This is a genomic window from Nonomuraea sp. MTCD27 (assembly GCF_041950495.1).
Classification (GTDB): Bacteria; Actinomycetota; Actinomycetes; order Streptosporangiales; family Streptosporangiaceae; genus Nonomuraea.
Genome location: NZ_JBGNUW010000002.1, coordinates 727,914 through 751,950, shown reverse-complemented (window position 1 = coordinate 751,950; position 24,037 = coordinate 727,914). Strand labels below are relative to the sequence as shown.

The following is a 24,037-nucleotide window of genomic DNA, read 5'->3' as shown; positions in this document are numbered from 1 at the left end:
GTCACGTATAGAGCAGTCGTCCCTCGGGGCGTCCCGGCGGCGGGCACAGGTCGCGGGGGTCCTCACCGGCCTCCAGGCGGCCGGTGAGCGCGCCGGAGCCCCACAGATGGTCCAGGAACAGGTCGGGGCCCCACCAGCGCAGGTCGTCCGGGTAGAGGTCGCGGGCCACGTGCAGGATGGACAGGCCCGTCAGCACCGGCCGGAAGGCGCCCGGGTCGTGCACGTGGAGCTGGACGCCGCGTACGGGGGTGCCGGCGTGCTTGTGGAACGTCGGCGTGAACCAGGCCTCCCTGAACCGCACCCCCGGCAGGCCCAGGGCGGCCAGCGCCGGGGCGAACCTCGCGTCGGCGTACGGGGCCCCGATCAGCTCGAACGGCCTGGTCGTGCCGCGCCCCTCGGAGAAGTTGGTGCCCTCCAGCAGCCCGGTGCCCGGATAGACCAGGGCGGTGTCCGGGGTCGGCATGTTGACCGACGGCATCACCCAGGGCAGCCCGGTCTCGGCGTACGTCATGTCGCGCCGCCAGCCCTCCATCCGGACCACGGTCAGGTCCACGTCGAACCCGAACAGCCCGGCCAGCTCCCCCGCCGTCCTGCCGTGCCGGAGCGGCACCGGGTGGCGGCCCACGAAGCTCGCGTACGCCGGGTCGGGCAGGGGGCCCTCCTCCACGGTCCCGCCGAGCGGGTTGGGGCGGTCGAGGACCACGAAGCGCAGGCCGAGCCGGGCGGCCGAGGCCATCAGGTCGTACATGGTCCAGACGTAGGTGTAGAAGCGGGCGCCCACGTCGGCGATGTCGAAGACCAGCGTGTCCACCCCGGAGGCGGCCACCACGCGGTCGAGGGGCTCCCCGGAGAGATCGTGCGTGTCGTGGACCGGCAGCCCCGTCCGCTCGTCCACGGTGTCGGCCTCGCTGCCGGCCGCCTGGGCGGTGCCGCGCATGCCGTGCTCGGGACCGAACAACGCCGTCAGACCCAGCCCGGCGGCCACGAGGGCGTCTGTCGTGGGGGTCAGGTCGGGCAGCACCCCGGTGGGGTTCGTGATGAGGCCGAGGCGGGTCCCCCCGGCGAGAGCGGGATCCGCGGCCAGCCGTTCGGCTCCGGTTCGCACATGTGCCATGAACCCATTGTCTGAAAGATATTTACAAGAGAGAAGTAAAGGGTGGAAATTAGCGACATGATTGAGCCGCTACCCGAGCTGTCCACCGAGCAGAGCGACCCGCGCTACAGCCAGATCGACCGGCTGCCGACGGAGCAGATCGCCCGATTGATGAACCAGGCCGACGCCGCCGTGCCCGCCGCCGTCGCGGTGGTCATCCCGGCGATCTCGGCGGCCATCGACGCGATCGCGGCCCGGATGTCGGAGGGCGGCCGGCTCCTGTACGTGGGCGCCGGCACGTCGGGGCGGCTGGCCGTGCTCGACGCCAGCGAGTGCCCGCCCACGTTCGGCACCGACCCCTCGCTGGTGCAGGGCGTCATCGCCGGCGGGCCGGACGCGCTCACCCGGTCGGTCGAGGGGGCGGAGGACGACGCCGAGGCCGGCGCCGCCGCGTTGCGGGACCTGGAGGTGGGACCGCTCGACTCGGTGGTGGGCGTGTCCGCCAGCGGACGGGCCCCTTTCGTGCTGGGCGCGCTGGCGGAGGCGGCCGGCCGCGGCGCGCTCACCGTCGGCCTGTCGTGCAATGACGGCGCGCCGCTGTCGGCCGCCGCCGAGCACGCCATCGAAGTGGTCGTGGGGCCCGAGGTGGTGACCGGCTCGACCCGGCTCAAGGCCGGCACGGCCCAGAAGCTCGTGCTGAACATGATCTCCACGATCTCCATGGTCAAGCTCGGCCGTACGTACGGGAACGAGATGATCGAGATGTCGGCCATGAACAGCAAGCTCGCCGGGCGGGCCCTGCGCATGGTCAGGGACATCACCGGGGCCGACCAGGAGGCGGCCGGCGCGGCGCTGGACGCGGCGGGCGGCCGGACGAAGGTCGCGGTGCTGATGCTCCGGCACGGCCTCGACGCGGACGCGGCCCGCGCGCTGCTGGAGTCGCACGGCGAGCGCCTCAGCGACGCCCTGAGCAGCTGACACCTGACGGCCGACACAACGGGGGGTAGGGGGATGTCCGACCGGCTGGCGGCGATCCTGGCGGAGGCGGTGCCGCGGGTGTGCCCGGCGGCGGTCTCGCTGATCGCCGTGGACGGCTCCGTGGTGGCCGCGGCGGCGGCCGGGGAGCTCGTACGGTACGCCGACGCGCGGGGCGGCCTGGCCGCGGAGCGCCCGCCCGCGTGCCGAGACTCGATCTTCGACCTGGCCTCGGTCAGCAAGCTCTTCACCACGGTCGTGCTGCTCTCGCTGGCCGAGGAGGGCCTGCTGGACCTCGACGAGCCGGTGGCCGCCCGGCTCCCCGGGACCGACCCGCGGATCACCCCGCGCCGCCTGCTCACCCACACGGCGGGCCTGCCCCCGACCCGCCGCGTGGACCTGGAACTGCCCGGCGCGGACGCCGGCGCGCGGATGGCCGCCATGGTGCGCACGCCGATCACCCACCCGGTCGGCGGGCCGTACCTCTACAGCGACGTCGGCATGGTCATGGCCGGCCGGGTGGCCGAGCTGGCCGGCGGCGCGGCGCTGGACGTGCTGGTCCGCGCCCGGGTCACGGACGTGCTCGGGCTGCCCGACACGGGCTACCGGCCGGACGGCCGGCGGGCCAGGATCGCCGCCACCGAATGGAAGCCCGAGCGGCCGGGGCCCGGCTGCGTGCGGGGCGAGGTGCACGACGAGACCGCGTACGCGCTGGGCGGCGTGGCCGGGCACGCGGGGCTGTTCGCCACGGCCGGGGACCTGCTGGCCTTCGGCGAGGCGCTGCGGCTCGGCGGCGGGCCGCTGCTGCGGCCGGAGAGCGTGGCCGAGATGACGCGCGACCAGGGCGCCGAGGGGGCGCCGTTCCGGCACGGGCTCGGCGTGCGGATCGGCGACCCGGCCGCCGTGGGCCCGCTGGCGGGCGCGTACGGCCACTCGGGGTTCACCGGCACCTCGCTCGTCGTCGACCCGGCCCGCCGCCTGACGGTGGTGCTGCTGACCAACGCCGTGCACCCCGTGCGGGGCCGCGACGGCATCCGCGAGCTGCGCCACGCGGTGGCGGCGCACGCGGCCGGCCTCGCCCGCTGAAAGGCCGGCGTCTTGACGTAGCCTGCGGGTATGTCCGTCCATCTGAACCACACGATCGTGCCGGCCAGAGACAGGGACGCGACGGCCGCCTTCCTCGTCGAGGTCCTCGGGCTGGAGCCGGCCCCGGAATACGGCCCGTTCCGGGTCGTCTCGCTCGGCAACGACGTCTCGCTCGACGTCGTGCAGGCGGGCGACGAGGTGCCGTCCCAGCACTACGCCTTCCTGGTCAGCGAGGCGGAGTTCGACCAGATCTGGGGCCGGATCAAAGAACGCGGCCTGACGTTCTGGGCCGACCCCTACCATCAGCGGGCCGGCCAGATCAACACCAACGACGGCGGTCGCGGCCTCTACTGGTCCGACCCCAACGGCCACAACCTGGAGATCATCACGGTGCCGTACGGCGGCGGTTAGGGGGCGGTCAGGGGGCCAGCGCCTCCAGCGCCTCCTCGGCCCGGCGCATCGCCTCCTTGGCGTCGGCCGCGGGGATCTCGCGGTCGAAGTTCAGGTCGTGGAAGACGTCCGTCACGCCCTGGGCGGCCAGCTCGGCCACGTCGCGCCGGATCTTGTCGTACGTGCCGGTCAGCGGGCGCTCCTCGTCGGCCGCCCGGACCTGCGTGGCGCCCCGGATCACGAACCGGAACGCGCCCGCGTCGCGCCCCGACGCCGCCAGCTCCGCCCTGATCAGCCGCACCCGCTCGCCGATGCCGGTCAGGTCCTCCCGGCTGGAGCTGACCCACCCGTCGGCCAGCCGGGCGGCGCGGCGCAGCGCGACGTCCGCCGTGCCGCCGAGCAGGATCCGCGGCGGCCCCGGCACGGGCTTGGGGTCGACGTGCGCGGGCGGCACCCGGTAGAAGCCGCCCTCGTGCTCCACCACGTCGTCGGCCCACGCCTTGCGCAGCACCTCCAGGAACTCCTCCCCCCGGCGCCCGCGGCCGGCCATGTCCACGCCGGAGGCCTCGAACTCCTCCGGCAGCCAGCCCAGGCCGATGCCCGCGGTCAGGCGGCCGCCGGAGAGCGTCTGCAGCGTGGCGAGCTGCTTGGCCAGCAGGAGCGGCTGCACGTACGCGTTGATCACCGCGACGCCCAGCCCGATGCGGCTGGTCACGGCCGACACGTGGGCCAGCGTGATCAGCGGGTCCTGCACGGCGCGGTAGGTGGGCCCCATGGGGTGCCCGACCGGGTACAGCAGCCGCTGGAACGTCCAGAGCTCGGAGTAGCCGAGCGCCTCCGCCCGGGTGGCGATGCGGCGCATGTTCTCCGGGGTGGCCCAGGGCCCTGACTGGGGTACGGCGAAACCTACTCTCATGCCCCCTAGTCTGTACGAGTGGGTCTCGAGGCGGAGCTGGCGGGGATCGCCGCGGCATATGGCGGTGCGGGAGCGCCCGTTCTGCACCCGACACGGACGGACGTCGTGGTGTTACGCATGGGAGAGGTCGTGGTCAAGGCCCACTCCGCGCGCGACGACGCCGAGTCGCTGCGGCCGAGGCTGCGGGCCGCCGCGTCGGCCGCGGTGAGCGGCGTGATGCTGGCCCCGCTGGAGCCCGAGGTGCTGTCGGCGGCCGGGCGCGCGGTGACGGTGTGGCCGGCGGGCCGCCCGGTGGCGCAGGACGACCCCGACTCCGCGCCGTGGGAGGAGGGCGCCAGGCTGCTGGCCAGGCTGCACGCCATCTCCCTCCCGCTGCTACCGGCCCTCCCGCCGGCCGGAGGGCCTGCCAGGGCCGCCCGCGCGGTGGGCCGCATGCCCGGCGACGGCCCCGTGGAGCAGCTCGTCAGGCGGGCGTTCAAGGAGCTGCCCGAGCCGCCGCCGCAGCCCGCGCTGCTCACGCACGGCGACTGGCACCTGGGCCAGCTCGTCCACCGCGACCGCTGGCTGCTCATCGACGTGGACGACCTCGGCGTCGGCGACCCGGCGTGGGACCTGGCCAGACCGGCCGCCTGGTACGCCGCCGGGCTGCTCGACCCGGCCGTCTGGGAGCGGTTCCTGGGGGCGTACCTGGCCTCCGGCGGGCCCGCGCTGGGCCCGGGCGACGACCCCTGGCGCCGGCTCGACCTGCCCGCACGGGCGCTCACCGTCCAGCTCGCCGCCGTGGCGGTGGTCAACGCCGCGCGCGAGGACCGGGAACTGGATGAGGTCGAACATTCGTTGGTCGAATCGTGCAACAGAATCGTCCGAGCGTGACGAGGTTGCGCGCGGTAGGTTTCACCCTGAGACCTCGAAGCCAAGGAGAGCGACTTAGATGCATTGCCCTAAGTGCCGCGGGAACATGCGGACCTATGAGCGCAACGGCGTCCACATCGAGCAGTGCGACAACTGCCGCGGGATCTTCCTCGACTACGGCGAGCTGGAGACGCTGACCCGGATGGAGACGCAGTACCACGCGGCTCCCCCGCCCCCCGCCCCCGGTCCGGCCTGGGGCGCTCCCCACCACGGCGGCCACCACGGTCACCACCGCGGCCAGCGCAGCTGGGTGGGCATGCTGTTCTCGACCTGATCCGACGGGCCGCGCGCCCACGGGGTGCGCGGCCCTCGCCTCGGTCCGGGCCCCGGCGTCAGCCGCCGGGGAAGTCGTCCGGGTCCACGGGCGCGGTGCGGGCGTTGCCGCCGGAGATGGCGTGCAGCGTGATGCGCCAGTCGTGCCAGAGGATCTGCGTGGCGGTGAACGTCGTCTTGAACTTCACCGTCTTCTCGAAGCGCTCGAAGCTGCACTCCCGGGTGAACGCCTTGGTCTTGCCGTCCCAGTCCACGCCGTGGGTGAAGTAGATCTTGTAGCTGCCGTCGCGGACGCCCTTGATCTTGAACTTCGCCTTCTTGCGCACGTACACGCTGAACTGCTTGCTGCCGCCCTTCATGACGGTGACCACCGAGTCGAGGCTGCCGCCGTTGTCGATCTCCAGGGAGCTGCGGCCGTTGAACGCGCTGCCCCTGCGGATGAACGAGCCGTTGCGCAGCCGCCTGGTCTGCTTGTCCCCCGCCTTCACGGCCACGACGTCGGCCGGGTAGTCGCCGGCGCTCTGCAGGGCCCGGCCCGCCTCGTCCAGCGCGCTCAGCTTGTCGTTGACGTCGGTGAGCACGGCCGAGGAGGTGCACAGGTCGCGCGCGCCGACCTTGCCGGCCGTGGAGCCCAGCTCGGTGGCGAACTCGCGCAGGCTGGTGACGTACGCCTCGTGCTGGGCGCGTACGGCCTCGGGCGGGGCGAGCGCGGACAGCGCGTCGGCGGCGCCGCTCAGCGTCTGCTCGGCCTTGTCCACCCGCTGGTCCAGCGCCTTGACCCCGCGCGCACCGGCCAGCGCGCTGATCGCGTCGGCCATCGGCTTGCGGCGGCTTTCGAGCTCGCTCTTGTACGCCTCCGGCGTCAGCGCGGCCGGGCTCTGCCCGCCGGGCGCGGTGCCGTTGCCGGTGGCGGGCACGGCGCCGTTCCCGCCCGCGACGCCCGACACCTTCGGCTCGCCACCGGCCGGCGACGGCGAGCCCGAGGAGCAGGCGCCGAGGGTGGTGAGGGTCGCCAGGGCGAGAACGCAGGAGATCAACCGGGGTTTAGCCACCTGCCACACTATTGTCCGGTTGATCCCCAACCGTCAATTACGATTCGGCCAGTCCCTCGTCCCGATCCTGTCGCAGCCACCGGGTGATCCCCAGCGTCTCCAGGAACGGCACGTCGTGGCTGGCCACGACGAGCGCCCCCCGGTACGCGGACAGCGCCTGCGCGAGCTGGCGGACGCTGGCCATGTCCAGGTTGTTGGTCGGCTCGTCGAGCAGGAGCAGCTGCGGCGGGGGCTCCGCCGACAGCAGCGCGGCGAGTGTCGCCCGGAAACGCTCGCCTCCCGACAGCGTGCCGGCCGCCTGGTTGACCCGCTCGCCCCGGAACAGGAAGCGCGCCAGGCGGGCGCGTACGTCGTTCACCGAGGCGGAGGGCGCCACCGCACGCACGTTGTCCACCACGCTCAGCCCGTCGTCCAGCAGATCCAGCCGCTGCGGCAGGTAGCGGACGGGCACGTGGGCGCCGTGCTCGACGATGCGCTTGAGCAGCGTGGTCTTGCCCGAGCCGTTGGGGCCGAGCAGCGCGATCCGCTCGGGCCCGCGCACGACCAGCGTCTCCAGCCCGGCCACCCGCGACTCCTCCGCCTCGCCGGGCTCGTCCCGCTCCCGGCGGGGCGGGTCCAGCGGAAGGGTCAGCACCGTGCGGCCCGCGGGCACCTCCGTGCCCGGGAGCTCGATGCGGATCTCCGCGTCGTCCCGCACGGCCTGCTCGGCCTCGGTCAGCCGCTCGCGGGCCTCCTCCAGCTTCTCCAGGTGCAGGGTGCGCTGTCTGCCCGCGGTGACCTGGGCCTTGCGTTTGAGCCCGTTCGCGACGATCTTCGGCACCTTCTTGTTCTCGTACGCCTTCCTGCCGGTGCGCAGGCCCCGGTCGATCCTGGTCCTGGCCTCGACGAGCTCGCGCTGCTGGCGGCGCACCTCGCCCCCGGCGGTGCGCACCGTGCGCTCGGCGGCCTCCTGCTCGGCGGCGACCTGCTCCTCGTAGGCGGTGAGGTTGCCGCCGTACATGCGCACGGTGCCCTCGCGCAGCTCGGCGATCTGGTCGACCAGGTCGAGCAGCGTCCGGTCGTGGCTGACGACCAGCAGCACCCCCTGCCAGGCGCCGACGGCGGCGTAGAGGCGCCGCCGCGCGTCCAGGTCGAGGTTGTTGGTGGGCTCGTCGAGCAGCAGCACGTCCGGCCGTTTCAGCAGTTGCGCGGCCAGCGCGACCATGATGGTCTCGCCGCCGGACAGCGTGCCGACCGTGCGGTCGAGCCCGACGTGGCCGAGCCCGAGCCGGTCGAGCTCCGCGTGGGCACGCTCCTCGACGTCCCAGTCGTCGCCGACGGCGGCGAAGTGCTCCTCGGCCACGTCGCCGGCCTCGATGGCGTGCAGCGCCGCCCGCGTCCGGCTGATCTCCAGCAGGTCCGACACGGTACGGCCGGCCTTCAGCGGCACGTTCTGCGGCAGGTAGCCCACCTCTCCCGAGACGGACACGGACCCGCGCGACGGGGCCAGCTCACGGGCGATGAGCTTGAGCAGGGTGGACTTGCCCGACCCGTTGACCCCGATGAGCCCGGTACGTCCCGCGGGGAACGCGGCGTCGAGCCCGTCGAGCACCTTGGTGCCGTCCGGCCAGCCGAAGGAGACGTGATCGATGACAATCGAAAATGACATAAGGCGGCTCCCATCACAAAACTCGAAATTTCGTGACTTGGCGGGAATCACCGCAGATGCGCGCAACACAGGGGGACGACGGAGTCGGAGTCCGTGGTCGAAGGCGAGGATGCCTCGAGGTCCAGGAGATGCGCGCATGCCCATGACAGGGCGGATCGGCGCGGTGCCCGCGACCTCAGATCCTCACGTCAGCTGCCCCCACGGTTCGGCGATAAGACGTTCGAGATTTTAGGCGACCCGCGGCTCACCTGGCAAGGCCGCGGGACCGGTGCGCCGCCACGTTGACCCTGTTCGCGCAGGCCAGGGAGCAGAACCGGCGGCGCCCGTTGCGCGAGGTGTCGACGTAGACCGTCTCGCACCCGTCCCTGTCGCACCGCCCCAGCCGCCTGCCCCCGGCGAACGACAACGCCATGGCCAGGCCGCCCGCGGTGGTGTCCTTCGCCCTGGCGACGATGTCGGCGTCGATGGAGAAGAAGTGCAGGTGGGGCTCGCGGCCGTCGTGAGCGCTGACGTACGGCTTGGCCGCGGTGACGTCGAGCAGGTCGTTGACCAGCTTGATCTGGGTCTCCTGGTCGAGCTCCCCGAACACCGGGGCCAGCCGGGCCGCCCACGCCCGCAACTCCGCGGCCTGGGCGGGGGTGACGGCCGTGCGCAGCAGGCGGTGCTCGGTCAGCATCGCCTCGACCGCCGCGGGGCTGAAGTCGGTGGCGTTGACCAGCGCCGCGGCGAGGGCCGCCCCGTTGCCGCCGTAAGCGTTGAAATGCATAAGGCCATTACATCAGGTTGGAATCATGCACTCCAGAGACCTGCACGATCCGTTCGCCATGACCGTCGTCTCCTCGCACCGCACCTCAGAGGGCGTCGTGTCGTACCTGCGGTGTGCGTGCGGCGCGTGGGAGGTGCGCACCGCGCGGCTGGTCGGCACCGCCACCCCGGGGCCGCGATCGATCGGGAGCATCGACTGAGTCATCTACAGGCTCATCCACTGGGTCATCGACTGGGTCATCGACTGGGACGGCGCTGACGTCCTAGAGTCGGGGCCAACACCCCCCAGGAGGTCAGGCATGTCCAGCATTCCCTCCCTGTTGCGCGACCGGATCGCGGCGACCCCCGACGCCGAGGCATACCGTGTGCCATCGGACGACGGGTGGGCCTCGCTGTCATGGCGGGAGGTGGGCGAGCGAGTGCGCGGGCTGGCCCTGGGCCTGTCCGGGCTCGGCTCCGGGCCGGGCACCCGCGTGTCGATCCTGTGCTCCACCCGCCTCGAATGGGTCCTCTGCGACCTGGCCGTGCTGGCCACCGGGGCGGCGACGACCACGATCTACCCGTCCAACACGGCCGCCGAGTCCGCCTTCGTCATCACCGACTCCGGCAGCACGATCGTCATCGCCGAGAACGACGAGCAGGTCGCCAAGCTCAGGTCCGTGCAGAAGGAGCTGCCCGACGTCACCCGCGTGGTGGTCATCGACGGCTCGGCCGGCGACGACGGCTGGGTGGTCACGCTCGACTCCCTCGCCCAGGACGGCGGCCCCGGCGGGGGCGACTACGACGCGATGGTGGACGCCATCGCCCAGGACGACCTGGCCACGCTCATCTACACCTCGGGCACCACGGGCCGCCCCAAGGGCGTGGAGCTGACCCACGACAACTGGCTCTACGCCGCCGGCGCCGTCCGCGAGCTCGACCTCATCTCCCCCGCCGACCTGCACTTCCTGTGGCTGCCGCTGTCGCACTCGTTCGGCAAGCTGCTGGAGGTCGTGATGATCGACATCGGCGTGCCCACCGCGATCGACGGCCGCCTCGACAAGATCGCCGACAACCTCGGCGTGCTGAGACCGACGATCATGGCCGCCGCGCCGCGCATCTTCGAGAAGATCCACAACACGGTCACGGCGAACGTGCGCCGCGACGGCGGGCTCAAGCTGCGCATCTTCAACTGGGCGCGGCAGACCGGCAGCCGGGTCGTGCGCGCCCGCCAGCGCGGCTCCGAGGTCCCGGTCACCACCCGCGCCGAGTACGCGCTGGCCGACCGCCTCGTCTTCGCCAAGCTGCGCGAGCGCTTCGGCGGCCGGATCCGCTTCTTCATCTCCGGCGCCGCCCCGCTGTCGCAGGACATCGCCGAGTTCTTCGACGCCGCCGGGCTGACGATCCTCGAGGGGTACGGCCTGACGGAGTCGTCGGCGGGCAGCTTCTTCAACCGGCCGGAGTCGGTGCGGTTCGGCACGGTGGGCCCGCCGCTGCCGGGCACCGCGGTCCGCATCGCCGAGGACGGCGAGATCCTCATCGGCGGGCGCGGCGTCATGCGCGGCTACCACGGGCTGCCGGCGGAGACGGCCGAGGCGCTGGAGGACGGCTGGCTGCACACCGGCGACATCGGCGAGCTGGACGATGCCGGCCGGCTGCGCATCACCGACCGCAAGAAGGAGCTGATCAAGACCTCGGGCGGCAAGTACGTCGCGCCCACCTACCTGGAGGGCCGGATCAAGGCCGCCTGCCCGTACGTGTCGCACGTGTTCGTGCACGGCGACCGGCGCAACTACGTCACGGCGCTGATCACGCTCGACATGGACGTGGCCGGGCCGTGGGCGGCGTCCGAGTCGCTGCCCACCGACCCGGAGGAGCTGCGCCGGCACCCGCGCATGCGCGAGGAGGTCGAGAAGGCGATCAACCAGGTCAACGCGGACCAGGCCAGCTACGCCACGGTCAAGAAGTTCGAGATCCTGGCCGAGGACTTCACGGTGGAGACGGGCGAGCTGACGCCCAGTCTCAAGATCAAGCGCAAGGCCGTCGAGGAGCGCCACGGCGAGACCCTCGACTCCTTCTACGCCTGAGCGCGCGGGGTCCCGGATGATCTCCCACCTGCCGGTGCGGCCACGGCACTGCGACGCCCAGGCCATGATGCACGCGACCCGCTACTACGAGTACTTCGAGGACGCCTTCCTCGACTGGCTCGGCGGCCGGGGCGGCTACGAGCGGCTCCGGCGGGAGGGCGCCGACCTGGTGGTCAAGGCCAGCGGCTGCGAGCACCACGCGCCCGCCCGGCTCGGCGACGTGCTGGCGGTGGAGAGCGCGCCGGCCAGGGTCGGGACCACGTCGATCACCATGCGGTTCACGATGCGGCGCGGGGACGAGCTGGTGGCCGTCGGCACGATCACGTACGTGTGCGTGCGCGACGGCCGCCCCGCTCCCCTGCCCGCCCTGCTCACGGCACCCGCCTAGCGCCCGCTCACAACACCCGCTTGGCGCCGGGCAGGGAGCGCACCAGATAGGCCGCCCACCAGCACAGCGGCAGCGCCAGGACCAGCATGACGGCGAACTTGACGACGGCGGCGGCCTCCAGCCACCGCAGCGCCCAGCCCAGGCCGACGAGTACGAGCGGATGGATGATGTAGACGGTGAAGGCGTGCTCGGACAGGAACCGGCCGCGCGGGCCCTGCCCGCCGAAGCGCTCCCTGAACAGCACCGTCAGCCCGATGATCATGCTGACCGCGAAGGCGGACTCCCAGAGCGCCGTCAGCGCCTCGGCCACCGCCCCGGCGGTCAGGAACGACGGCGGCAGCAGCACCGCGCTCGACACGCCGGCCGCGATCAGCCCGAGCCGGCCCGCCCGCGCGGGCAGCGACTCGAACCAGCCGCGCCGGAAGGCCACGCACCCGAGCACGAACATGCTCGCGTACTGCGGCATGAACTGCGGCGAGGGCAGCCCGAGCACCGGCACGTAGGTGCCGGTCGGCACCGGGATCCGCCACAGGAACGTGACGGCCGCCAGCCCCAGCACGAAGGCCGCGACCCAGGCGAACCGCAGTGGGGCGACGCGCTGCTCCATCGGCCGCCGCAGGCTCCGCCACACCGCGTACGCCACCGCGAACACGATCAGCACCTCGGCGAACCACATGGGCCCCGGGTCCCACGAGCCGAGGTAGTACTGCCAGTACGGCATGCCCGGCCGGTCGGCCAGACCGCCGAAGTTGACCAGCGGCCGCAGCAGCACGAGGAAGACGAGCAGCGGGATGCCCAGCCGGATCAGGCGGTCGCGCACGAAGGAGCGGGTGCCCTTGCGGTCGTGGGATCCGGGGGTGAAGAAGCCGGAGATGAGGAAGAAGAACCCCATGAAGAACGCCTGGTTGAACATGGCCAGGACGTCGAGCACGAGGCCCGAGGGATCCTTGGCCGGCTCGACGTAGAACCACAGCGGGATGTTCCCGTACGTGATCGCGACGTGGTGGGCCACCACTAACGCGGTCAGCACGATCCGCAGGTTGTCGATCGCGTGGAGCCTGGTCCTGGTGCTCGTTTCCACCGTCATGCGCGGCATGCCCTTTCGAAGAGGTCGGCGAGTTCCCTGGCGTGCGCGTCCAGGTCGTGATCGGGGAAGGCGACCCAGTAGGCGAACATGTTGTCGATGGCCGAGGACTGGGTGATGGCCATGACGCGGACGTCGAAGTCCCTGAACTCCCCGTTCCGCTGGCCGAGCCGGTAGATCTGCTCCACCGCCCGGTAGACCTCCTCGTTCGCCTTGATCCCGTAGCGGGGCTGCCCGTCGGCGGTCCTGAGGTTGGCGAAGATCTCCCCCAGCGCCCTGAGCTGGGTGCGGTTGCCGCGCATGTGCTCGGCGACCGACAGGATGTGCGTCCTGAGCAGCTCGGTGGCCGTGGTGAGGCCCTCCATCTCGGCCAGCACGTGATCGGCGATGGCCCCGTAGGTGCGGTTGACGACCTCCTCCATCAGCTCCTCCTTGCCGGCGAAGTGGTAGGAGATGACGCCTTTGCTGATGCCCGCGTGCCTGGCGATCCGCGACAGCGACGCCTGGGCGAACCCGACCTCGGCGATGACCTCGATGGCGGAGGCCACGATCTGGGCCCGCCGGGCCTCCTCGATGAACGAGCGCGCCTTCTGGCCACCCGGCTCATTTTCTGACCGCATGGCCAAAATTTAGCACATGCGGCCTGAAATCGCGTGCCTCGGGATTGTCAGAAGGGCAGCCAGCCGACGCGGCCGTACCAGGCGCCGCCGGCTGCCAGGTGGTCGGCGAGGGCCCGCTCCAGCCGCGTGCGCCGGGGCAGCTCCTCCGGTGCCGTGACCGCCTCGCCGCCGAACACGAACCCCAGCGCGTCGCCCCCGTCGAAGCGTCCCAGCAGGTGGAAGCGGCGCTGGAAGGCGAGGATGTTGGAGGCGGCGGGCAGGTAGCGGGCGAGCTGGTCGTCCAGCAGCCACGACCCGCACGTCATGACCTGGGGCTCCGCGCCGGGGAAGTGCCGGGGGAAGAACGCGCGGGCCCGCTCGAAGGACGCGTCGCACGCCTCGGGCGTCAGCGGGCCGCGGAAGTCGGGGATGTGCACCCCGAGCGCGTGGACGCCCGGCTCCGCCGGCCGCCCGGCGGCCCGGATGCCGGCGGCGGTCTCCGGGGCCAGGGCCTCGCGGTTGAACTGGAGCCGGCCCAGCGCGTACAGGAGGCCCCTGGCGTGCAGCGTGAACCAGTTGGGCGCGTTCAGGCCGCCGGTCCCGTGGCGCTTGCGGTGCACCGCCATGTTGCGGCCCAGGTCGGCGAGCGTGGCCCAGGACACCTCCTCGGGGATGCCCAGCCGCCGGTGGTAGGCCCGGGTGTGCGGCAGGGCGGCCAGGAAGACGTACACGTAGAAGTACGGACCCAGCTCCGGCAGCGGCGGGAACCGGGGCGGGTCGTCGTCCGGGCGTCCCATCGTGGACACCAGCGAGTGCACGCACCGCTCGGCCAGCCACCACTGCCCGCTGCCCGGCTCGGGGCGGGCCGCGAGGACCGCGTTGACGTCCTCGTGCGGCACCGCGAGCCGCAGCAGCTCGTCGGGGAGGTCGTCGGGGAGGGCGATGTCGACGCCGCCGAGCGACTCCAGGTGCTCCAGCCAGCCGGGGTGGGCGCCCAGCAGGGCCTTGACCTCCACCGGCGTCAGCCGAGCCGCGCCTGGTAGACCGTCCTGGCCTGCTGCAGCAGGGACACGTGGTCGCCGAACTGGTAAGGGCTGGCCAGCCGGCCGTGCTGCCTGATCAGGTCCTCCAGCAGATCCAGCCATTCCAGGCACCACAGCACGTCCTCCCGTCTGGCGACCTGCCTGCCGTCCACGTCGACATAGACGGGGCTGGTGAGGGCGTACCCCGTGGCGGTCAGCGTACGCGGATGCGGGTCGCACAGGACCTCGGCGACCACGTACGTGGGCCCGTCCACGCGGAGCTCGGCCGTCACGGTCAGCTGCTCCTCGCCCCGCCGGTCGTCGGCCGGCAGCCGCTCGGCGCCCGCCCGCACGCCGTCGGCGGTGCGGATGCGCACCGCCGCCACCTCGGGGCCCATCGCGGTGGCCGTGACGCTGACGCGGTCGCCCCTGCGGGCGGCCAGCACGTGGCCGGGGCCGTGGCCGTCCACCGACAGCTCCAGCCAGGGGCCGGTGGTGGCGAACGTACGGCCCGCGCGCACGGCGGCCGCGAACGTCCTGGCCGTCAGCTCCCCCTCGACGCGGGCGTAGACGCGGGCCCAGCCGGGCGGGTTCGACTGGTTGTCGGAGCGGGTGAAGGAGATCATCGCGTCCGTGCCCGCCGTCACCGCCAGCCGGTTGCCCGCGCCGATCAGCCGCCGGTACACCGCCGCCGTCGCCGGGATCGAGGCGTGGGTGAGCACGTCGAGGCTGTCCACCAGCCCGAGCGCGGCGTCGGCGACCAGCTCGCGGGCGGCGCAGTTGCGCGGCACCGGCGAGACGACCCCCTTGGGCGGGTCGCCCTCGCCGATCGGGGTGCGAAAGGGGTGGCTGTAGCCCACGAGCGCGCCGAGCCCGCGCAGCTCGCGCAGCCCGTCGGCGTTGGGCGGCCAGTCGGCGTCGCCGTCGAACCCGGTGTGGTAGCGGCCGGGGGCCGAGCGCGGCGCGAAGGCGTAGATGTGGCCGAGCAGGTCGTTTCGGTATTCGACGCCCATCCTGGCCACGTGCGTGCCGTCGGACCAGGGCAGGTCCTCGCCCGTCCAGTGCTCCAGCGCCTCCCGGTCGTACACCCGCCGGCCCGAGACGTTGGCGGCCAGCAGATTGAGCACGTGCAGGTCCTCGCCGTGCTGGGCGGCGGCCGCGTCGGCGGGCACCGCCACCAGGTCGCCGGCCCAGTTGAGGTGGACGTGCAGGTCGCCGCCGTACCAGCCGCGGGCGGCGGCGTCGTAGAGGCGGGCGGGGGCCAGCTCGACCAGGTGCTCCCCGCCCGGGTCGGGGGTGATCTCCAGCTCGGCCTCGTCGTACTCCATGCCCCTGGCCACCCTGATCGTCACGGGCATGCAGGGGACCTCCACGACGAGGTCGTCGCCGTGGAAGTACGGGCGGCCGTGGTAGTCGTGGCGGTTGGGGGTGTCGGCCGGGAACCAGCCGCTGCCGTCGGCGGCCACGACGCTCCACCGGCAGGGCATCCCGGCCACCAGGCGCAACCTGGCCGAATGGACGGGCCGCAGGAGGCTGTCCAGGCGGATGCGGACGCCGTCCACGACGACGATGCTGTCCTGGTCCACCTCGACCAGCCAGGCGCCGCGCGGGGCGACCACCCGCTGGGTGTCGTCCACGCCGACCACGCAGGGCTCGTCGCGCCTGGAGTCGATGAGCAGGGAGATCCGCTCCTCGCCGCGCCCCGGCAGCGGCGTTCCGGGCGTGAGCCCCTCCTTCCAGCCGGCCGGCAGGGCGGATCCGCCCGGCTCCGCCGGCTGGGCCCCGCCCGCGCGCACGACGAGCGGCACCTCCTTCGCCCACCGCGGCCCCGTGCCGCCCGTGCCGCCCGTGCCGCGCCGCCGGAGCCCGTCGCTCCGGAGCGGGCGCAGCGGCCGGGAGGGCAGCAGGATCGTCCGCGGCTCCCCTTCGAGGGTGGCGCCGCCGGAGTCGACGCGTACGGCGACGAGGTGTCCGGGCAACCGGCCGTCGAGGGTGTCGCGCAGCACGCGGTCGTAGTCGGGCTCGTCCAGGCGGGCGGCGAGCTGGTCGCGCGGGGTGTCGGGATGGCCCTCGGCGACCGCCTGGAACACCAGCTGCCAGAACCGGTCGAACAGCGCGGGCGGCAGCACCCTGCGCCTGGCGATGAACTTCACGTAGTGGATCTCCGGCTCGCCCCAGGTGATGCCGTGCTCGTCCAGGAGGCGGCCGTACTCCTCCAGCGCGTCCGTCACCCTTCCGGGCAGCATCGATTCCGCACCCATATGCGCCTCTCCCCACCTTGGTTGCGCGACATCGTGACATGGATCACGCAACCCCTTCTCCCGGCTCCGTCGGGGGAGGGATGGATATTTCAACCTCGGGAGAGGTATCTCCACCCGGAGGTTTCCGATGCTGCTCCAAATAGGGCCTCATGAGGCCACATCGTGGATGTGACGGAAAAGATCAAGGGCGTTTGAACGCCGACAGGAGGCGGTCGGCCGCCAGGGACGGCGTGATCTCGCCCGCCAGCACCTCGCGCTCCACCTCCGCCGTGATCGCCGCCACCTCGGGGTCGTGGCGCAGCTCGGCCAGCAGCCGGTCCTGCACGAGCGTCCACGTCCAGCGGACCTGCTGGCGGCGGCGCTTGGCGGGCAGGTCGAGCGAGTCCTGGTGGGCCAGCACGCGCCGCCAGAGCTGGTCCAGCCCGTCGCCGGTGAGCCCGCTGCAGGTCAGTACGGGCGGCGGGCCCGTGTCGGAGCGGAGCATGCGCAGCGCCCCCGACAGCTCGCGGGCCGCCTTCCTGGCGGGCAGCTCGTACTCGCCGTCGGCCTTGTTGACCGCGATGACGTCGGCCAGCTCCAGCACGCCCTTCTTGATGCCCTGGAGCTGGTCGCCGGTGCGGGCCAGGGTGAGCAGCAGGAACGTGTCCACCATGTCGGCCACCGAGGTCTCCGACTGGCCCACGCCGACGGTCTCCACCAGGACCACGTCGAACCCGGCCGCCTCCACGACGACCATCGCCTCCCTGGTCGCCTTGGTGACGCCGCCGAGGGTGCCGGAGGTCGGCGAGGGCCGGATGAAGGCGGCGGGATCGACCGCCAGGCGGGCCATGCGGGTCTTGTCGCCGAGGATGCTGCCGCCCGTCCGGGTGGAGGACGGGTCCACGGCCAGGACGGCGACCTTGTGCCCCTGCCCGGTCAGGAGCGTGCCGAGCGCGTCGATGAACGTGGACTTCCCCACGCCCGGAACGCCGGAGATGCCGACCCGGCGGGCGTGCCCGGTGAGCGGGGTGAGCTCGACGAGCAGCCGCTGCGCCAGCGCCATGTGGTCGGGCCTGGTCGACTCGACCAGAGTGATCGCGCGGGCGGTCCAGGTACGGGAGCCGGCCCGGACGCCGTTGGCGTAGTCCTCCAGCGAATGCACCCGACTTGCCCCCTTTCTTCGCAATGATCAGCTTAACTTCTGACAAGTCTTGACTTTTGCCAGTAGGGTGCTGGAGTTCTGATCTCAGCCGTCACAGGAGTCACTCCCCTCATGCCCAACGTCGAACCCCTCCGCGAGGGCGACCCGGCAGCGGTGGGACCCTACCGGCTGGTCGGGCGGCTCGGTGCGGGCGGCCACGGTGTCGTCTACCTCGGCCAGGCACGCAACGGAACTCCGGTCGCCGTCAAGGTGCTGCGCGAGGGGCTGGCCGTGGGCGAGCGCCTGGCCAAGGAGATCGCCGCCGCGCGCAAGGTCGAGCCGTTCTGCCTCGCGCAGGTGCTCGACGCCTCGACCAGCGGCAGGCCGTACATCGTGGCCGAGTACGTGGACGGGCCCTCGTTGCAGCAGGCGGGCCGGCGCGGCGGGGCGGAGCTGCAGCGGCTCGCCGTGGCGACCGCGACCGCGCTCGACGCGATCCACCAGGCCGGCGTCGTCCACGGCGACTTCACGCCGTCCAACGTCCTGCTGGGGCCGGACGGGGCGCGGGTCGTCGACTTCGGCATCGCCGCGGCGCTGAGCTCGGGCATGAAGGCGACCAGCAACATCGTGGGGACGCCGGCGTACATGGCGCCCGAGCAGCTCGCCGGCAAGCCGGTGGGGGCCGCGGCCGACGTGTTCGCGTGGGCGTCGGTTCTCGTGTACGCGTCCACCGGCGTGCCGCCCTTCGGGGACGACGCGCTGCCCGCGGTGATCAACCGCATCCTGCACGAGGAGCCGCGGCTCGGGGAGCTGGGCCGGCCGCTGCGCGACATCGTGCCCGCCTGCCTGGCCAAGGATCCGGCGGCCCGGCCCTCGATGCGCGACGTCCTGCTGCGCCTGGCCGCCCCCTCCCGCCGGCCCGCCACCCCGTACGCGGCCCCGACCCAGGACCAGCCCGCCGCCGACACGCCCGAGTCCGACTGGGACACCCAGGACCGCACCCTGGACAGGCCCCAGAGCCGCCCCTCGCCCACGGGCCCCGGCCGCGCCCCCACGTCCCCGCACCCCCACCCGTCCGGCACAGCGCCCACCACCGGCGGCGCCCCGACCACCACCGGCACCGCCGCCACCACCGGCGCCGCGCAGGTTCCCGGGACGGGTCAGGGCACTCCGGCCCGCCGGACGCGGGACCCGCACCAGGACCCCGCCCAGGCCACCACCCGCCGCCGGCCGCCGGCCGCGCACCAGGGCCCGGCGCAGGACGCGTCGGCGGCACACCCGGCCTCCGCTGCCCCGCACCAGGGCGGGCCCGGAGCCCACCCCGCTCCGGGCGACCCGCACCGGACCCCGTCGCGGACCACCGCGCCGCACCACCACCCGGCCGCCCACCCGGCCACCCACCCGGCCGCCCAACATGGCCCCCATCACGGCGCGGCGCAGGCGCAGGCGCATCGGATGCCGGGTGAGCCCGGTGCGCCCGAGGGGGCCGGGCAGGTCACCTCGCCGCTTCAGGCGCTGTTCGACCTCTCCTCCCCCGTCGAGCCCCAGGCCGCCGCCCCCGGATCGCGGGACCGGACGGAGGCGCGGGCAGCCACGGCCGTGGCGGCCACGGCGGTGGCGCCAGCATCCTTCCCCCCGGACGGAGCGTCCTTACCCTCGGATGGGGCGTCCTTCGGCCGGGCCGGCCAGGAGCACCCGGGTGCGCACGACGGGAACGGCCCCGGGCAGGAGCACCACGGCGGGAGCGGCGAGGGGCAGGCGCCTGCCCGGCGGTCGTGGGGCCGGCGGGTCAGGACGGTGATCATCGCGGGCGTCTCCGGCGTGTCCGTGTGCGCGCTGGCCGGCGCCATCGTCTGGCTCACCCCCACCACGCCCACCCCCAAGACCGAGACCGTCGCCGTCGTCACCGGCAACCCGACCTCCCCGGCCGCCGGCCCGCCGACCCCCAGGCGGACCCGTACCGCCAGGCCGACCCCCCAGACGGAGGGCACCCCCAGCTCGGTCCCCGACGACGGCCAGGCGGTCGCCACCACCCCGGCCGCCGCCACGGACCGCCTCATGCTCGTCTACGTACGGCCCGGCGGCACCAGGAACGGCGAGTGCTGGGCCGGCGGCGAGGTGACGCTCCAGGCGCTCGTCCGGCGTACGGGCAGCCCGGTGAACTTCAGCTACACCTGGGTCATCGACGGCGCCGCCGCGGGCCGTTCGTCGGCGGTCATCTCCGAGAACGGCCGGCGCTACCTCACCTCTCCGCGCACGCTCACGAGCACGGGCGGCACCCACAGCGTCACGCTGCGGATCACCTCGCCCGTCGCCGTGCAGCGGACGATCACGGTCACGATGTGCGACCAGGGGACCTACTGACGGTTCCGGAGCTGTTCCAGCAGGTCGAGGGCGGCGTCGGCGATCACGGTCCCGGGCGGGAAGATCGCGGCGGCGCCCGCGGCCCGCAGCTCGTCGTGGTCGCCGGGCGGGATGACGCCGCCCACCACGATCATGATGTCGGCGGCGTCGAGGTCGGCCAGGGCCTCGCGCAGCGCCGGCACCAGCGTGAGGTGCCCGGCGGCCAGCGACGAGACGCCCACGACGTGCACGTCGGCCTCGACCGCCTGCCTGGCGACCTCCTCCGGCGTCTGGAACAGCGGGCCGACGTCCACGTCGAAGCCCAGGTCGGCGAAGGCGGTGGCGATCACCTTCTGGCCGCGGTCGTGGCCGTCCTGGCCCATCTTGGCGACCAGGATGCGCGGCCGGCGGCCCTCGGCCCGCTCGAAGTCGGCGCAGGCCAGGCGGACGCGTTCGACGCCGGCGGCCGAACCTGACTCGTCGCGGTACACGCCAGTGATGGTACGCACCTGCTCGGCGTGCCGGCCGAACACCCGCTCGAGCGCGTCGGAGATCTCCCCCACCGTGGCCTTCGCGCGGGCGGCGTCCACGGCCAGCTTGAGCAGGTTGTGCTCCAGGCCGGGGGCCGGGTGCCCGGCGGCCTTGGTGAGCGCGTCGAGGGCGCGGCGGACGGTCTCGCCGTCGCGTTCGGCCCTGAGGCGGGCGAGCTTGTCGAGCTGCTGGGCGCGTACGGCGCTGTTGTCGACCTTGAGCACGTCGATCGTCTCGTCGGCGCTCGCCCGGTACTTGTTCACGCCGATCACCGGCTGGCGCCCGGAGTCGATCCGGGCCTGGGTACGGGCCGCGGCCTCCTCGATGCGCAGCTTGGGCAGCCCGGCCTCGATGGCCTTGGCCATGCCCCCGGCGGCCTCGACCTCCTGGATGTGGGCCCAGGCACGCTCGGCGAGGTCGTGGGTGAGGCGCTCGACGTAGTAGGAGCCGCCCCAGGGGTCGATGACCTGCGTGGTGCCGGACTCCTGCTGGAGGAGGAGCTGGGTGTTGCGGGCGATGCGGGCGGAGAAGTCGGTGGGCAGGGCCAGGGCCTCGTCGAGGGCGTTGGTGTGCAGCGACTGGGTGTGGCCCTGGGTGGCGGCCATGGCCTCGACGCAGGTGCGGGCGACGTTGTTGAAGACGTCCTGCGCGGTGAGCGACCAGCCCGAGGTCTGGCTGTGCGTACGGAGGCTCAGCGATTTCGGGTTCCCGGCCCCGAATCCGGACACGAGCCTGGCCCAGAGCAGCCGGGCGGCGCGGAGCTTGGCGACCTCCATGAAGAAGTTCATGCCGATGCACCAGAAGAACGACAGGCGCGGCGCGAAACGGTCGATGTCCATGCCCGCTCCGACCCCGGCGCGCAGGTATTCGACCCCGTCGGCGAGTGTGTAGGCCAGCTCCAGGTCCAGCGTGGCGCCGGCTTCCTGGATGTGGTAACCGGAAATGCTGATGGAGTTGAATTTCGGCATCTTCTCGCTCGTATAAGCGAAGATATCCGAAATGATCCGCATGGACGGCGCCGGTGGATAGATGTAGGTGTTGCGGACCATGAACTCCTTGAGGATGTCGTTCTGGATGGTCCCGGCGAGCTGCTCCGGCGGCACGCCCTGCTCCTCGGCCGCCACGATGTAGAGGGCGAGGACGGGCAGCACGGCGCCGTTCATGGTCATGGACACGGACATGCGGTCGAGCGGGATGCCGTCGAAGAGCTGCCGCATGTCGTAGATCGAGTCGATCGCCACCCCGGCCATGCCCACGTCACCGGCCACCCGGGGGTGGTCGGAGTCGTAGCCCCGGTGCGTGGCCAGGTCGAAGGCCACCGACAGGCCCTTCTGGCCGGCCGCCAGGTTGCGCCGGTAGAAGGCGTTGGAGTCCTCGGCCGTGGAGAAGCCCGCGTACTGGCGGATGGTCCAGGGCTGGTTGACGTACATGGTGGGGTAGGGACCGCGCAGGTAGGGGGCGGCGCCGGGGTAGGTGCGCAGGAAGTCGAGGCCCTCCAGGTCGGGGGCGGCGTAGAGCGGCTTGACCGCGATGCCCTCGGGGGTCTCCCACACCTCACCCCCGGACTCCGTCGCCTCCGGGGCCGGCGCCGGCCGTTCGGGCAGGGGGCCGAGCGGGATGCCGGAGAAGTCGGGGATCATCGGGTCACCTCCAGGTCGTCGAAGGTCTCGCGGAGCACGGCCAGCGCGTCGCAACCGGCGTGAAGGTTGGCGTCCACACCCTCGTACTGCCCCTTCCCCGCCAGCCACACCTTGCGCGCGCCCGCCCTGCGCAGGGCGGTGGCCACGGCGGCGGCGTGCTGGGCGTACAGCTTGTCGCTGGAGCACAGGCAGGCCACGGTGGCGCCGCTGACGGCGAAGGCGGTGGCGATCTGCTCGGGGTCGGCGCCGGGCCCGGCGGTCTCGGTGGCCAGGCCGCCCGCCTGGAACAGGTTGGCGGCGAAAGCGGCCCGGGCGGTGTGCGCGGCCAGGGGGCCGATGGTGGCGAGGAACACCTTGGGCCGCTCGGGCCGCGCGTCGGCCAGATCGCGCAACCGCTCGTACGGCTCGGCGTACCGCACCTTCGGCAACCCACCGGGCCCTTCGGCGTCGCCGTGCGCGGCGGGCCGGGAGGAGCCGTGCTCGCCTGTCTCCGCTGAGTCCTCCGCCGGGTGGCGGGCGGACCCGGGGGCGGGGGCCGCCTCCGGGGAGGGGCGGCGGAGCGGTTTCTCGTCGAGGTCCGGGTATTCGCTCACGCCCGTGATCGGGAAGCGGCGGTGGGCGATGTCGTCGTCGCGGCGGGCACGGGTGGCGGCGATGCGGGCGGACACCAGCTCCCCGGCCTCGGCGATCCCCCCGGCGGCCTCGATCTCCTGGAAGAAGGCCCAGGCAGCCTCGGCGAGGTCGGCGGTGCGGCGTTCGACGTACCAGGAGCCGCCGGCCGGGTCGATCACGCGCCCGAGCCCCGACTCCTCCAGCAGCAGCGACTGCGTGTTGCGGGCGATGCGGCGGGAGAAGGCGTCCGGCAGGCCGAGGCAGGCGTCGAACGGCTGCACGGTGACCGCCTCCGCACCGCCCACCCCGGCGGCGAAGCAGGCCAGGGTGGTGCGCAGCATGTTCACCCACGGGTCGCGGGCGGTCATCATGGCCGAGCTGGTGACGGCGTGCTGCCGCTGCCCGCCGGCCTCGGGCGCGCCGCAGACCTCGGCGACCCTGGCCCACAGGCGGCGCGCGGCCCGCAGCTTGGCGATGGTGGCGAACTGGTCGGCGGTGGCGGCGTACCGGAACTCGATCTGCCCCAGCGCCTGCGCGGCGGTGAGGCCGCCGGCGGTGAGGGCCCGCAGCTCGGCGACGCCCCGGGCGATCGAGCAGCCCAGCTCCTCGGCGTCGCTGCCGCCCGCGTCGTGGTACGGCGTCGCGTCCACGGTGACGGCCCGCAGCCCCGGGAACTCGGCGGCGCAGCACAGCGCCAGCTCGACCCCGCCCGGCCCGCGCGCCCCGGAGGCCCCCAGGTTGCCGCTCAGCGTGGTGCCCCGGGCCGCGGCCAGGCCGAACAGGGCCTCGGCGGCCTCCCGCGCCAGGTCCCCGGCCTCCAGGACGACCGGCGCCAGGTCGAGGTAGACGTCCTTGAGCACCGCGCCGAGCGAGCCCACCGGGATCGCGCCGTCGCCGACGACCAGCCACAGCGAGGTGACGCCGTTCTCCAGGTCGGCCAGCACGGCCTCGGGGTCGGATACGGCGTGCCGCTGCCGCACGTCCCACCCGGCGGCCCGATCGGCGCCCCGATCGGCGGCCCGGTCAGCGAGGGCCCGGGAGCCGCGCAGGTAAGGGGCCGCGCCGGGCAGCCCCGGGTCGCCCGGCAGGTCGTCCGCGTCGTAGAGCGGCGCGACCGTCACCCCGTCGTACGTCGTCCGGGACAGCGCCTCCTCCGGCGACCCGGTCTCGACCCCGGCCTTGCGCAGGACCTCGACCGCCAGCGCGCGCCAGCCGTCGCGGGAGATGGACGCGAACCCCGCTGCCAGTTCCATGGTTCGGA

At 73.3% G+C, this 24,037-nt stretch carries 21 protein-coding genes; 9 read left to right on the top strand and 12 right to left on the bottom strand.

The window, feature by feature from the left end:
- Nucleotide 1: 1 nt before the first annotated feature.
- Nucleotides 2–1,114: an exo-beta-N-acetylmuramidase NamZ domain-containing protein gene (locus ACBJ59_RS07975; RefSeq protein WP_375109486.1), complete on the bottom strand. Its 1,113-nt coding sequence runs from the start codon at nt 1,112–1,114 to the stop codon at nt 2–4.
- Nucleotides 1,115–1,171: 57 nt separating this feature from the next.
- Between ACBJ59_RS07975 and murQ the strand changes: the two genes are divergently transcribed.
- Genes murQ through ACBJ59_RS07960 form a run of 3 tightly spaced genes read left to right on the top strand, consistent with a single transcriptional unit; the run spans nt 1,172 to nt 3,565 of the window.
- Nucleotides 1,172–2,071, top strand: coding sequence for an N-acetylmuramic acid 6-phosphate etherase (murQ, locus tag ACBJ59_RS07970; protein WP_375109485.1), 900 nt, complete (start codon nt 1,172–1,174; stop codon nt 2,069–2,071).
- Between the two features lie 33 nt (nt 2,072–2,104).
- Nucleotides 2,105–3,154, top strand: coding sequence for a serine hydrolase domain-containing protein (locus ACBJ59_RS07965; RefSeq protein ID WP_375109484.1), 1,050 nt, complete (start codon nt 2,105–2,107; stop codon nt 3,152–3,154).
- A 30-nt stretch (nt 3,155–3,184) separates the two neighbouring features.
- Nucleotides 3,185–3,565, top strand: a complete 381-nt coding sequence (locus ACBJ59_RS07960; RefSeq protein WP_364112052.1) for a VOC family protein — start codon at nt 3,185–3,187, stop codon at nt 3,563–3,565.
- Nucleotides 3,566–3,572: 7 nt separating this feature from the next.
- On the opposite strand, the gene ACBJ59_RS07955 is transcribed toward ACBJ59_RS07960, so the two are convergent.
- A complete protein-coding gene (locus ACBJ59_RS07955) occupies nt 3,573–4,460 on the bottom strand; it encodes a TIGR03619 family F420-dependent LLM class oxidoreductase (protein WP_375109483.1) in 888 nt (295 codons plus the stop codon).
- A gap of 18 nt (nt 4,461–4,478) precedes the next feature.
- Here ACBJ59_RS07955 and ACBJ59_RS07950 point away from each other — a divergent pair, with 18 nt between their 5' ends.
- Together ACBJ59_RS07950 and ACBJ59_RS07945 are read left to right on the top strand one after the other, a co-directional pair.
- The gene (locus ACBJ59_RS07950; protein WP_375109482.1) at nt 4,479–5,333 is read left to right on the top strand and encodes a phosphotransferase; all 855 of its coding nucleotides are present in this window, start codon (nt 4,479–4,481) and stop codon (nt 5,331–5,333) included.
- 58 nt (nt 5,334–5,391) lie between these two features.
- Nucleotides 5,392–5,646, top strand: coding sequence for a zf-TFIIB domain-containing protein (locus ACBJ59_RS07945; protein WP_364112046.1), 255 nt, complete (start codon nt 5,392–5,394; stop codon nt 5,644–5,646).
- A gap of 58 nt (nt 5,647–5,704) precedes the next feature.
- Here ACBJ59_RS07945 and ACBJ59_RS07940 read toward each other — a convergent pair whose 3' ends face one another.
- The 3 genes from ACBJ59_RS07940 to ACBJ59_RS07930 all read right to left on the bottom strand — a co-directional run bounded on the left by ACBJ59_RS07940 (nt 5,705) and on the right by ACBJ59_RS07930 (nt 9,111).
- The gene (locus tag ACBJ59_RS07940) at nt 5,705–6,697 is read right to left on the bottom strand and encodes a hypothetical protein (RefSeq protein ID WP_375109481.1); all 993 of its coding nucleotides are present in this window, start codon (nt 6,695–6,697) and stop codon (nt 5,705–5,707) included.
- Nucleotides 6,698–6,734: 37 nt separating this feature from the next.
- On the bottom strand, nt 6,735–8,345 hold the full coding sequence (locus tag ACBJ59_RS07935; RefSeq protein WP_375109480.1) for an ABC-F family ATP-binding cassette domain-containing protein: 1,611 nt from the start codon (nt 8,343–8,345) through the stop codon (nt 6,735–6,737).
- Between the two features lie 244 nt (nt 8,346–8,589).
- On the bottom strand, nt 8,590–9,111 hold the full coding sequence (locus tag ACBJ59_RS07930) for a CGNR zinc finger domain-containing protein (protein WP_364112040.1): 522 nt from the start codon (nt 9,109–9,111) through the stop codon (nt 8,590–8,592).
- A 25-nt stretch (nt 9,112–9,136) separates the two neighbouring features.
- Between ACBJ59_RS07930 and ACBJ59_RS07925 the strand changes: the two genes are divergently transcribed.
- The 3 genes from ACBJ59_RS07925 (at nt 9,137) to ACBJ59_RS07915 (ending at nt 11,564) form a co-directional block, all read left to right on the top strand.
- The gene (locus ACBJ59_RS07925; protein ID WP_375109479.1) at nt 9,137–9,310 is read left to right on the top strand and encodes a hypothetical protein; all 174 of its coding nucleotides are present in this window, start codon (nt 9,137–9,139) and stop codon (nt 9,308–9,310) included.
- A 99-nt stretch (nt 9,311–9,409) separates the two neighbouring features.
- Entirely contained in the window at nt 9,410–11,176 is a 1,767-nt protein-coding gene (locus ACBJ59_RS07920; protein WP_375109478.1) for an AMP-dependent synthetase/ligase, read from the top strand.
- A gap of 16 nt (nt 11,177–11,192) precedes the next feature.
- Nucleotides 11,193–11,564 (top strand): acyl-CoA thioesterase, encoded by a 372-nt coding sequence (locus ACBJ59_RS07915; RefSeq protein WP_375109477.1) that lies wholly within the window; start codon nt 11,193–11,195, stop codon nt 11,562–11,564.
- 7 nt (nt 11,565–11,571) lie between these two features.
- Here the strand turns inward: ACBJ59_RS07915 and ACBJ59_RS07910 are convergent, their stop codons facing one another.
- The 5 genes from ACBJ59_RS07910 to meaB form a co-directional block, all read right to left on the bottom strand.
- A complete protein-coding gene (locus tag ACBJ59_RS07910) occupies nt 11,572–12,651 on the bottom strand; it encodes an acyltransferase family protein (RefSeq protein ID WP_375109476.1) in 1,080 nt (359 codons plus the stop codon).
- On the bottom strand, nt 12,648–13,268 hold the full coding sequence (locus ACBJ59_RS07905; RefSeq protein ID WP_375109475.1) for a TetR/AcrR family transcriptional regulator: 621 nt from the start codon (nt 13,266–13,268) through the stop codon (nt 12,648–12,650). Before ACBJ59_RS07905 ends, ACBJ59_RS07910 begins: the two co-directional genes overlap by 4 nt.
- A 47-nt stretch (nt 13,269–13,315) precedes the next feature.
- Nucleotides 13,316–14,263, bottom strand: coding sequence for an acyltransferase domain-containing protein (locus ACBJ59_RS07900; protein WP_375109474.1), 948 nt, complete (start codon nt 14,261–14,263; stop codon nt 13,316–13,318).
- A 5-nt stretch (nt 14,264–14,268) separates the two neighbouring features.
- Nucleotides 14,269–16,530: a CehA/McbA family metallohydrolase gene (locus ACBJ59_RS07895; RefSeq protein ID WP_375109473.1), complete on the bottom strand. Its 2,262-nt coding sequence runs from the start codon at nt 16,528–16,530 to the stop codon at nt 14,269–14,271.
- Between the two features lie 181 nt (nt 16,531–16,711).
- Nucleotides 16,712–17,671, bottom strand: a complete 960-nt coding sequence (gene meaB, locus ACBJ59_RS07890; RefSeq protein WP_375109472.1) for a methylmalonyl Co-A mutase-associated GTPase MeaB — start codon at nt 17,669–17,671, stop codon at nt 16,712–16,714.
- A gap of 111 nt (nt 17,672–17,782) precedes the next feature.
- On the opposite strand from meaB, the gene ACBJ59_RS07885 reads away from it, so the two are divergent.
- Nucleotides 17,783–20,014, top strand: a complete 2,232-nt coding sequence (locus ACBJ59_RS07885) for a protein kinase (protein WP_375109471.1) — start codon at nt 17,783–17,785, stop codon at nt 20,012–20,014.
- Here ACBJ59_RS07885 and scpA read toward each other — a convergent pair.
- Nucleotides 20,008–22,164 (bottom strand): methylmalonyl-CoA mutase, encoded by a 2,157-nt coding sequence (gene scpA, locus ACBJ59_RS07880; protein WP_375109470.1) that lies wholly within the window; start codon nt 22,162–22,164, stop codon nt 20,008–20,010. The genes ACBJ59_RS07885 and scpA overlap by 7 nt on opposite strands.
- A complete protein-coding gene (locus tag ACBJ59_RS07875) occupies nt 22,161–24,029 on the bottom strand; it encodes a methylmalonyl-CoA mutase family protein (RefSeq protein WP_375109469.1) in 1,869 nt (622 codons plus the stop codon). The genes scpA and ACBJ59_RS07875 overlap by 4 nt, the downstream gene beginning before the upstream one ends.
- Nucleotides 24,030–24,037: the final 8 nt, after the last annotated feature.

What these genes read in the sequence shown, in the direction of transcription:
- ACBJ59_RS07885 (WP_375109471.1), top strand. Translation starts at nt 17,783, where the DNA reads ATGCCCAACGTCGAACCCCTCCGCGAGGGCGACCCGGCAGCGGTGGGA.
- ACBJ59_RS07875 (WP_375109469.1), bottom strand. Translation starts at nt 24,029, where the DNA reads ATGGAACTGGCAGCGGGGTTCGCGTCCATCTCCCGCGACGGCTGGCGC.
- ACBJ59_RS07955 (WP_375109483.1), bottom strand. Translation starts at nt 4,460, where the DNA reads ATGAGAGTAGGTTTCGCCGTACCCCAGTCAGGGCCCTGGGCCACCCCG.
- ACBJ59_RS07945 (WP_364112046.1), top strand. Translation starts at nt 5,392, where the DNA reads ATGCATTGCCCTAAGTGCCGCGGGAACATGCGGACCTATGAGCGCAAC.
- ACBJ59_RS07975 (WP_375109486.1), bottom strand. Translation starts at nt 1,114, where the DNA reads ATGGCACATGTGCGAACCGGAGCCGAACGGCTGGCCGCGGATCCCGCT.
- ACBJ59_RS07925 (WP_375109479.1), top strand. Translation starts at nt 9,137, where the DNA reads ATGCACTCCAGAGACCTGCACGATCCGTTCGCCATGACCGTCGTCTCC.
- ACBJ59_RS07920 (WP_375109478.1), top strand. Translation starts at nt 9,410, where the DNA reads ATGTCCAGCATTCCCTCCCTGTTGCGCGACCGGATCGCGGCGACCCCC.
- ACBJ59_RS07905 (WP_375109475.1), bottom strand. Translation starts at nt 13,268, where the DNA reads ATGCGGTCAGAAAATGAGCCGGGTGGCCAGAAGGCGCGCTCGTTCATC.
- ACBJ59_RS07915 (WP_375109477.1), top strand. Translation starts at nt 11,193, where the DNA reads ATGATCTCCCACCTGCCGGTGCGGCCACGGCACTGCGACGCCCAGGCC.
- ACBJ59_RS07965 (WP_375109484.1), top strand. Translation starts at nt 2,105, where the DNA reads ATGTCCGACCGGCTGGCGGCGATCCTGGCGGAGGCGGTGCCGCGGGTG.
- murQ (WP_375109485.1), top strand. Translation starts at nt 1,172, where the DNA reads ATGATTGAGCCGCTACCCGAGCTGTCCACCGAGCAGAGCGACCCGCGC.
- ACBJ59_RS07930 (WP_364112040.1), bottom strand. Translation starts at nt 9,111, where the DNA reads ATGCATTTCAACGCTTACGGCGGCAACGGGGCGGCCCTCGCCGCGGCG.
- scpA (WP_375109470.1), bottom strand. Translation starts at nt 22,164, where the DNA reads ATGATCCCCGACTTCTCCGGCATCCCGCTCGGCCCCCTGCCCGAACGG.
- ACBJ59_RS07960 (WP_364112052.1), top strand. Translation starts at nt 3,185, where the DNA reads ATGTCCGTCCATCTGAACCACACGATCGTGCCGGCCAGAGACAGGGAC.
- ACBJ59_RS07935 (WP_375109480.1), bottom strand. Translation starts at nt 8,345, where the DNA reads ATGTCATTTTCGATTGTCATCGATCACGTCTCCTTCGGCTGGCCGGAC.
- ACBJ59_RS07910 (WP_375109476.1), bottom strand. Translation starts at nt 12,651, where the DNA reads ATGACGGTGGAAACGAGCACCAGGACCAGGCTCCACGCGATCGACAAC.
- ACBJ59_RS07895 (WP_375109473.1), bottom strand. Translation starts at nt 16,530, where the DNA reads ATGGGTGCGGAATCGATGCTGCCCGGAAGGGTGACGGACGCGCTGGAG.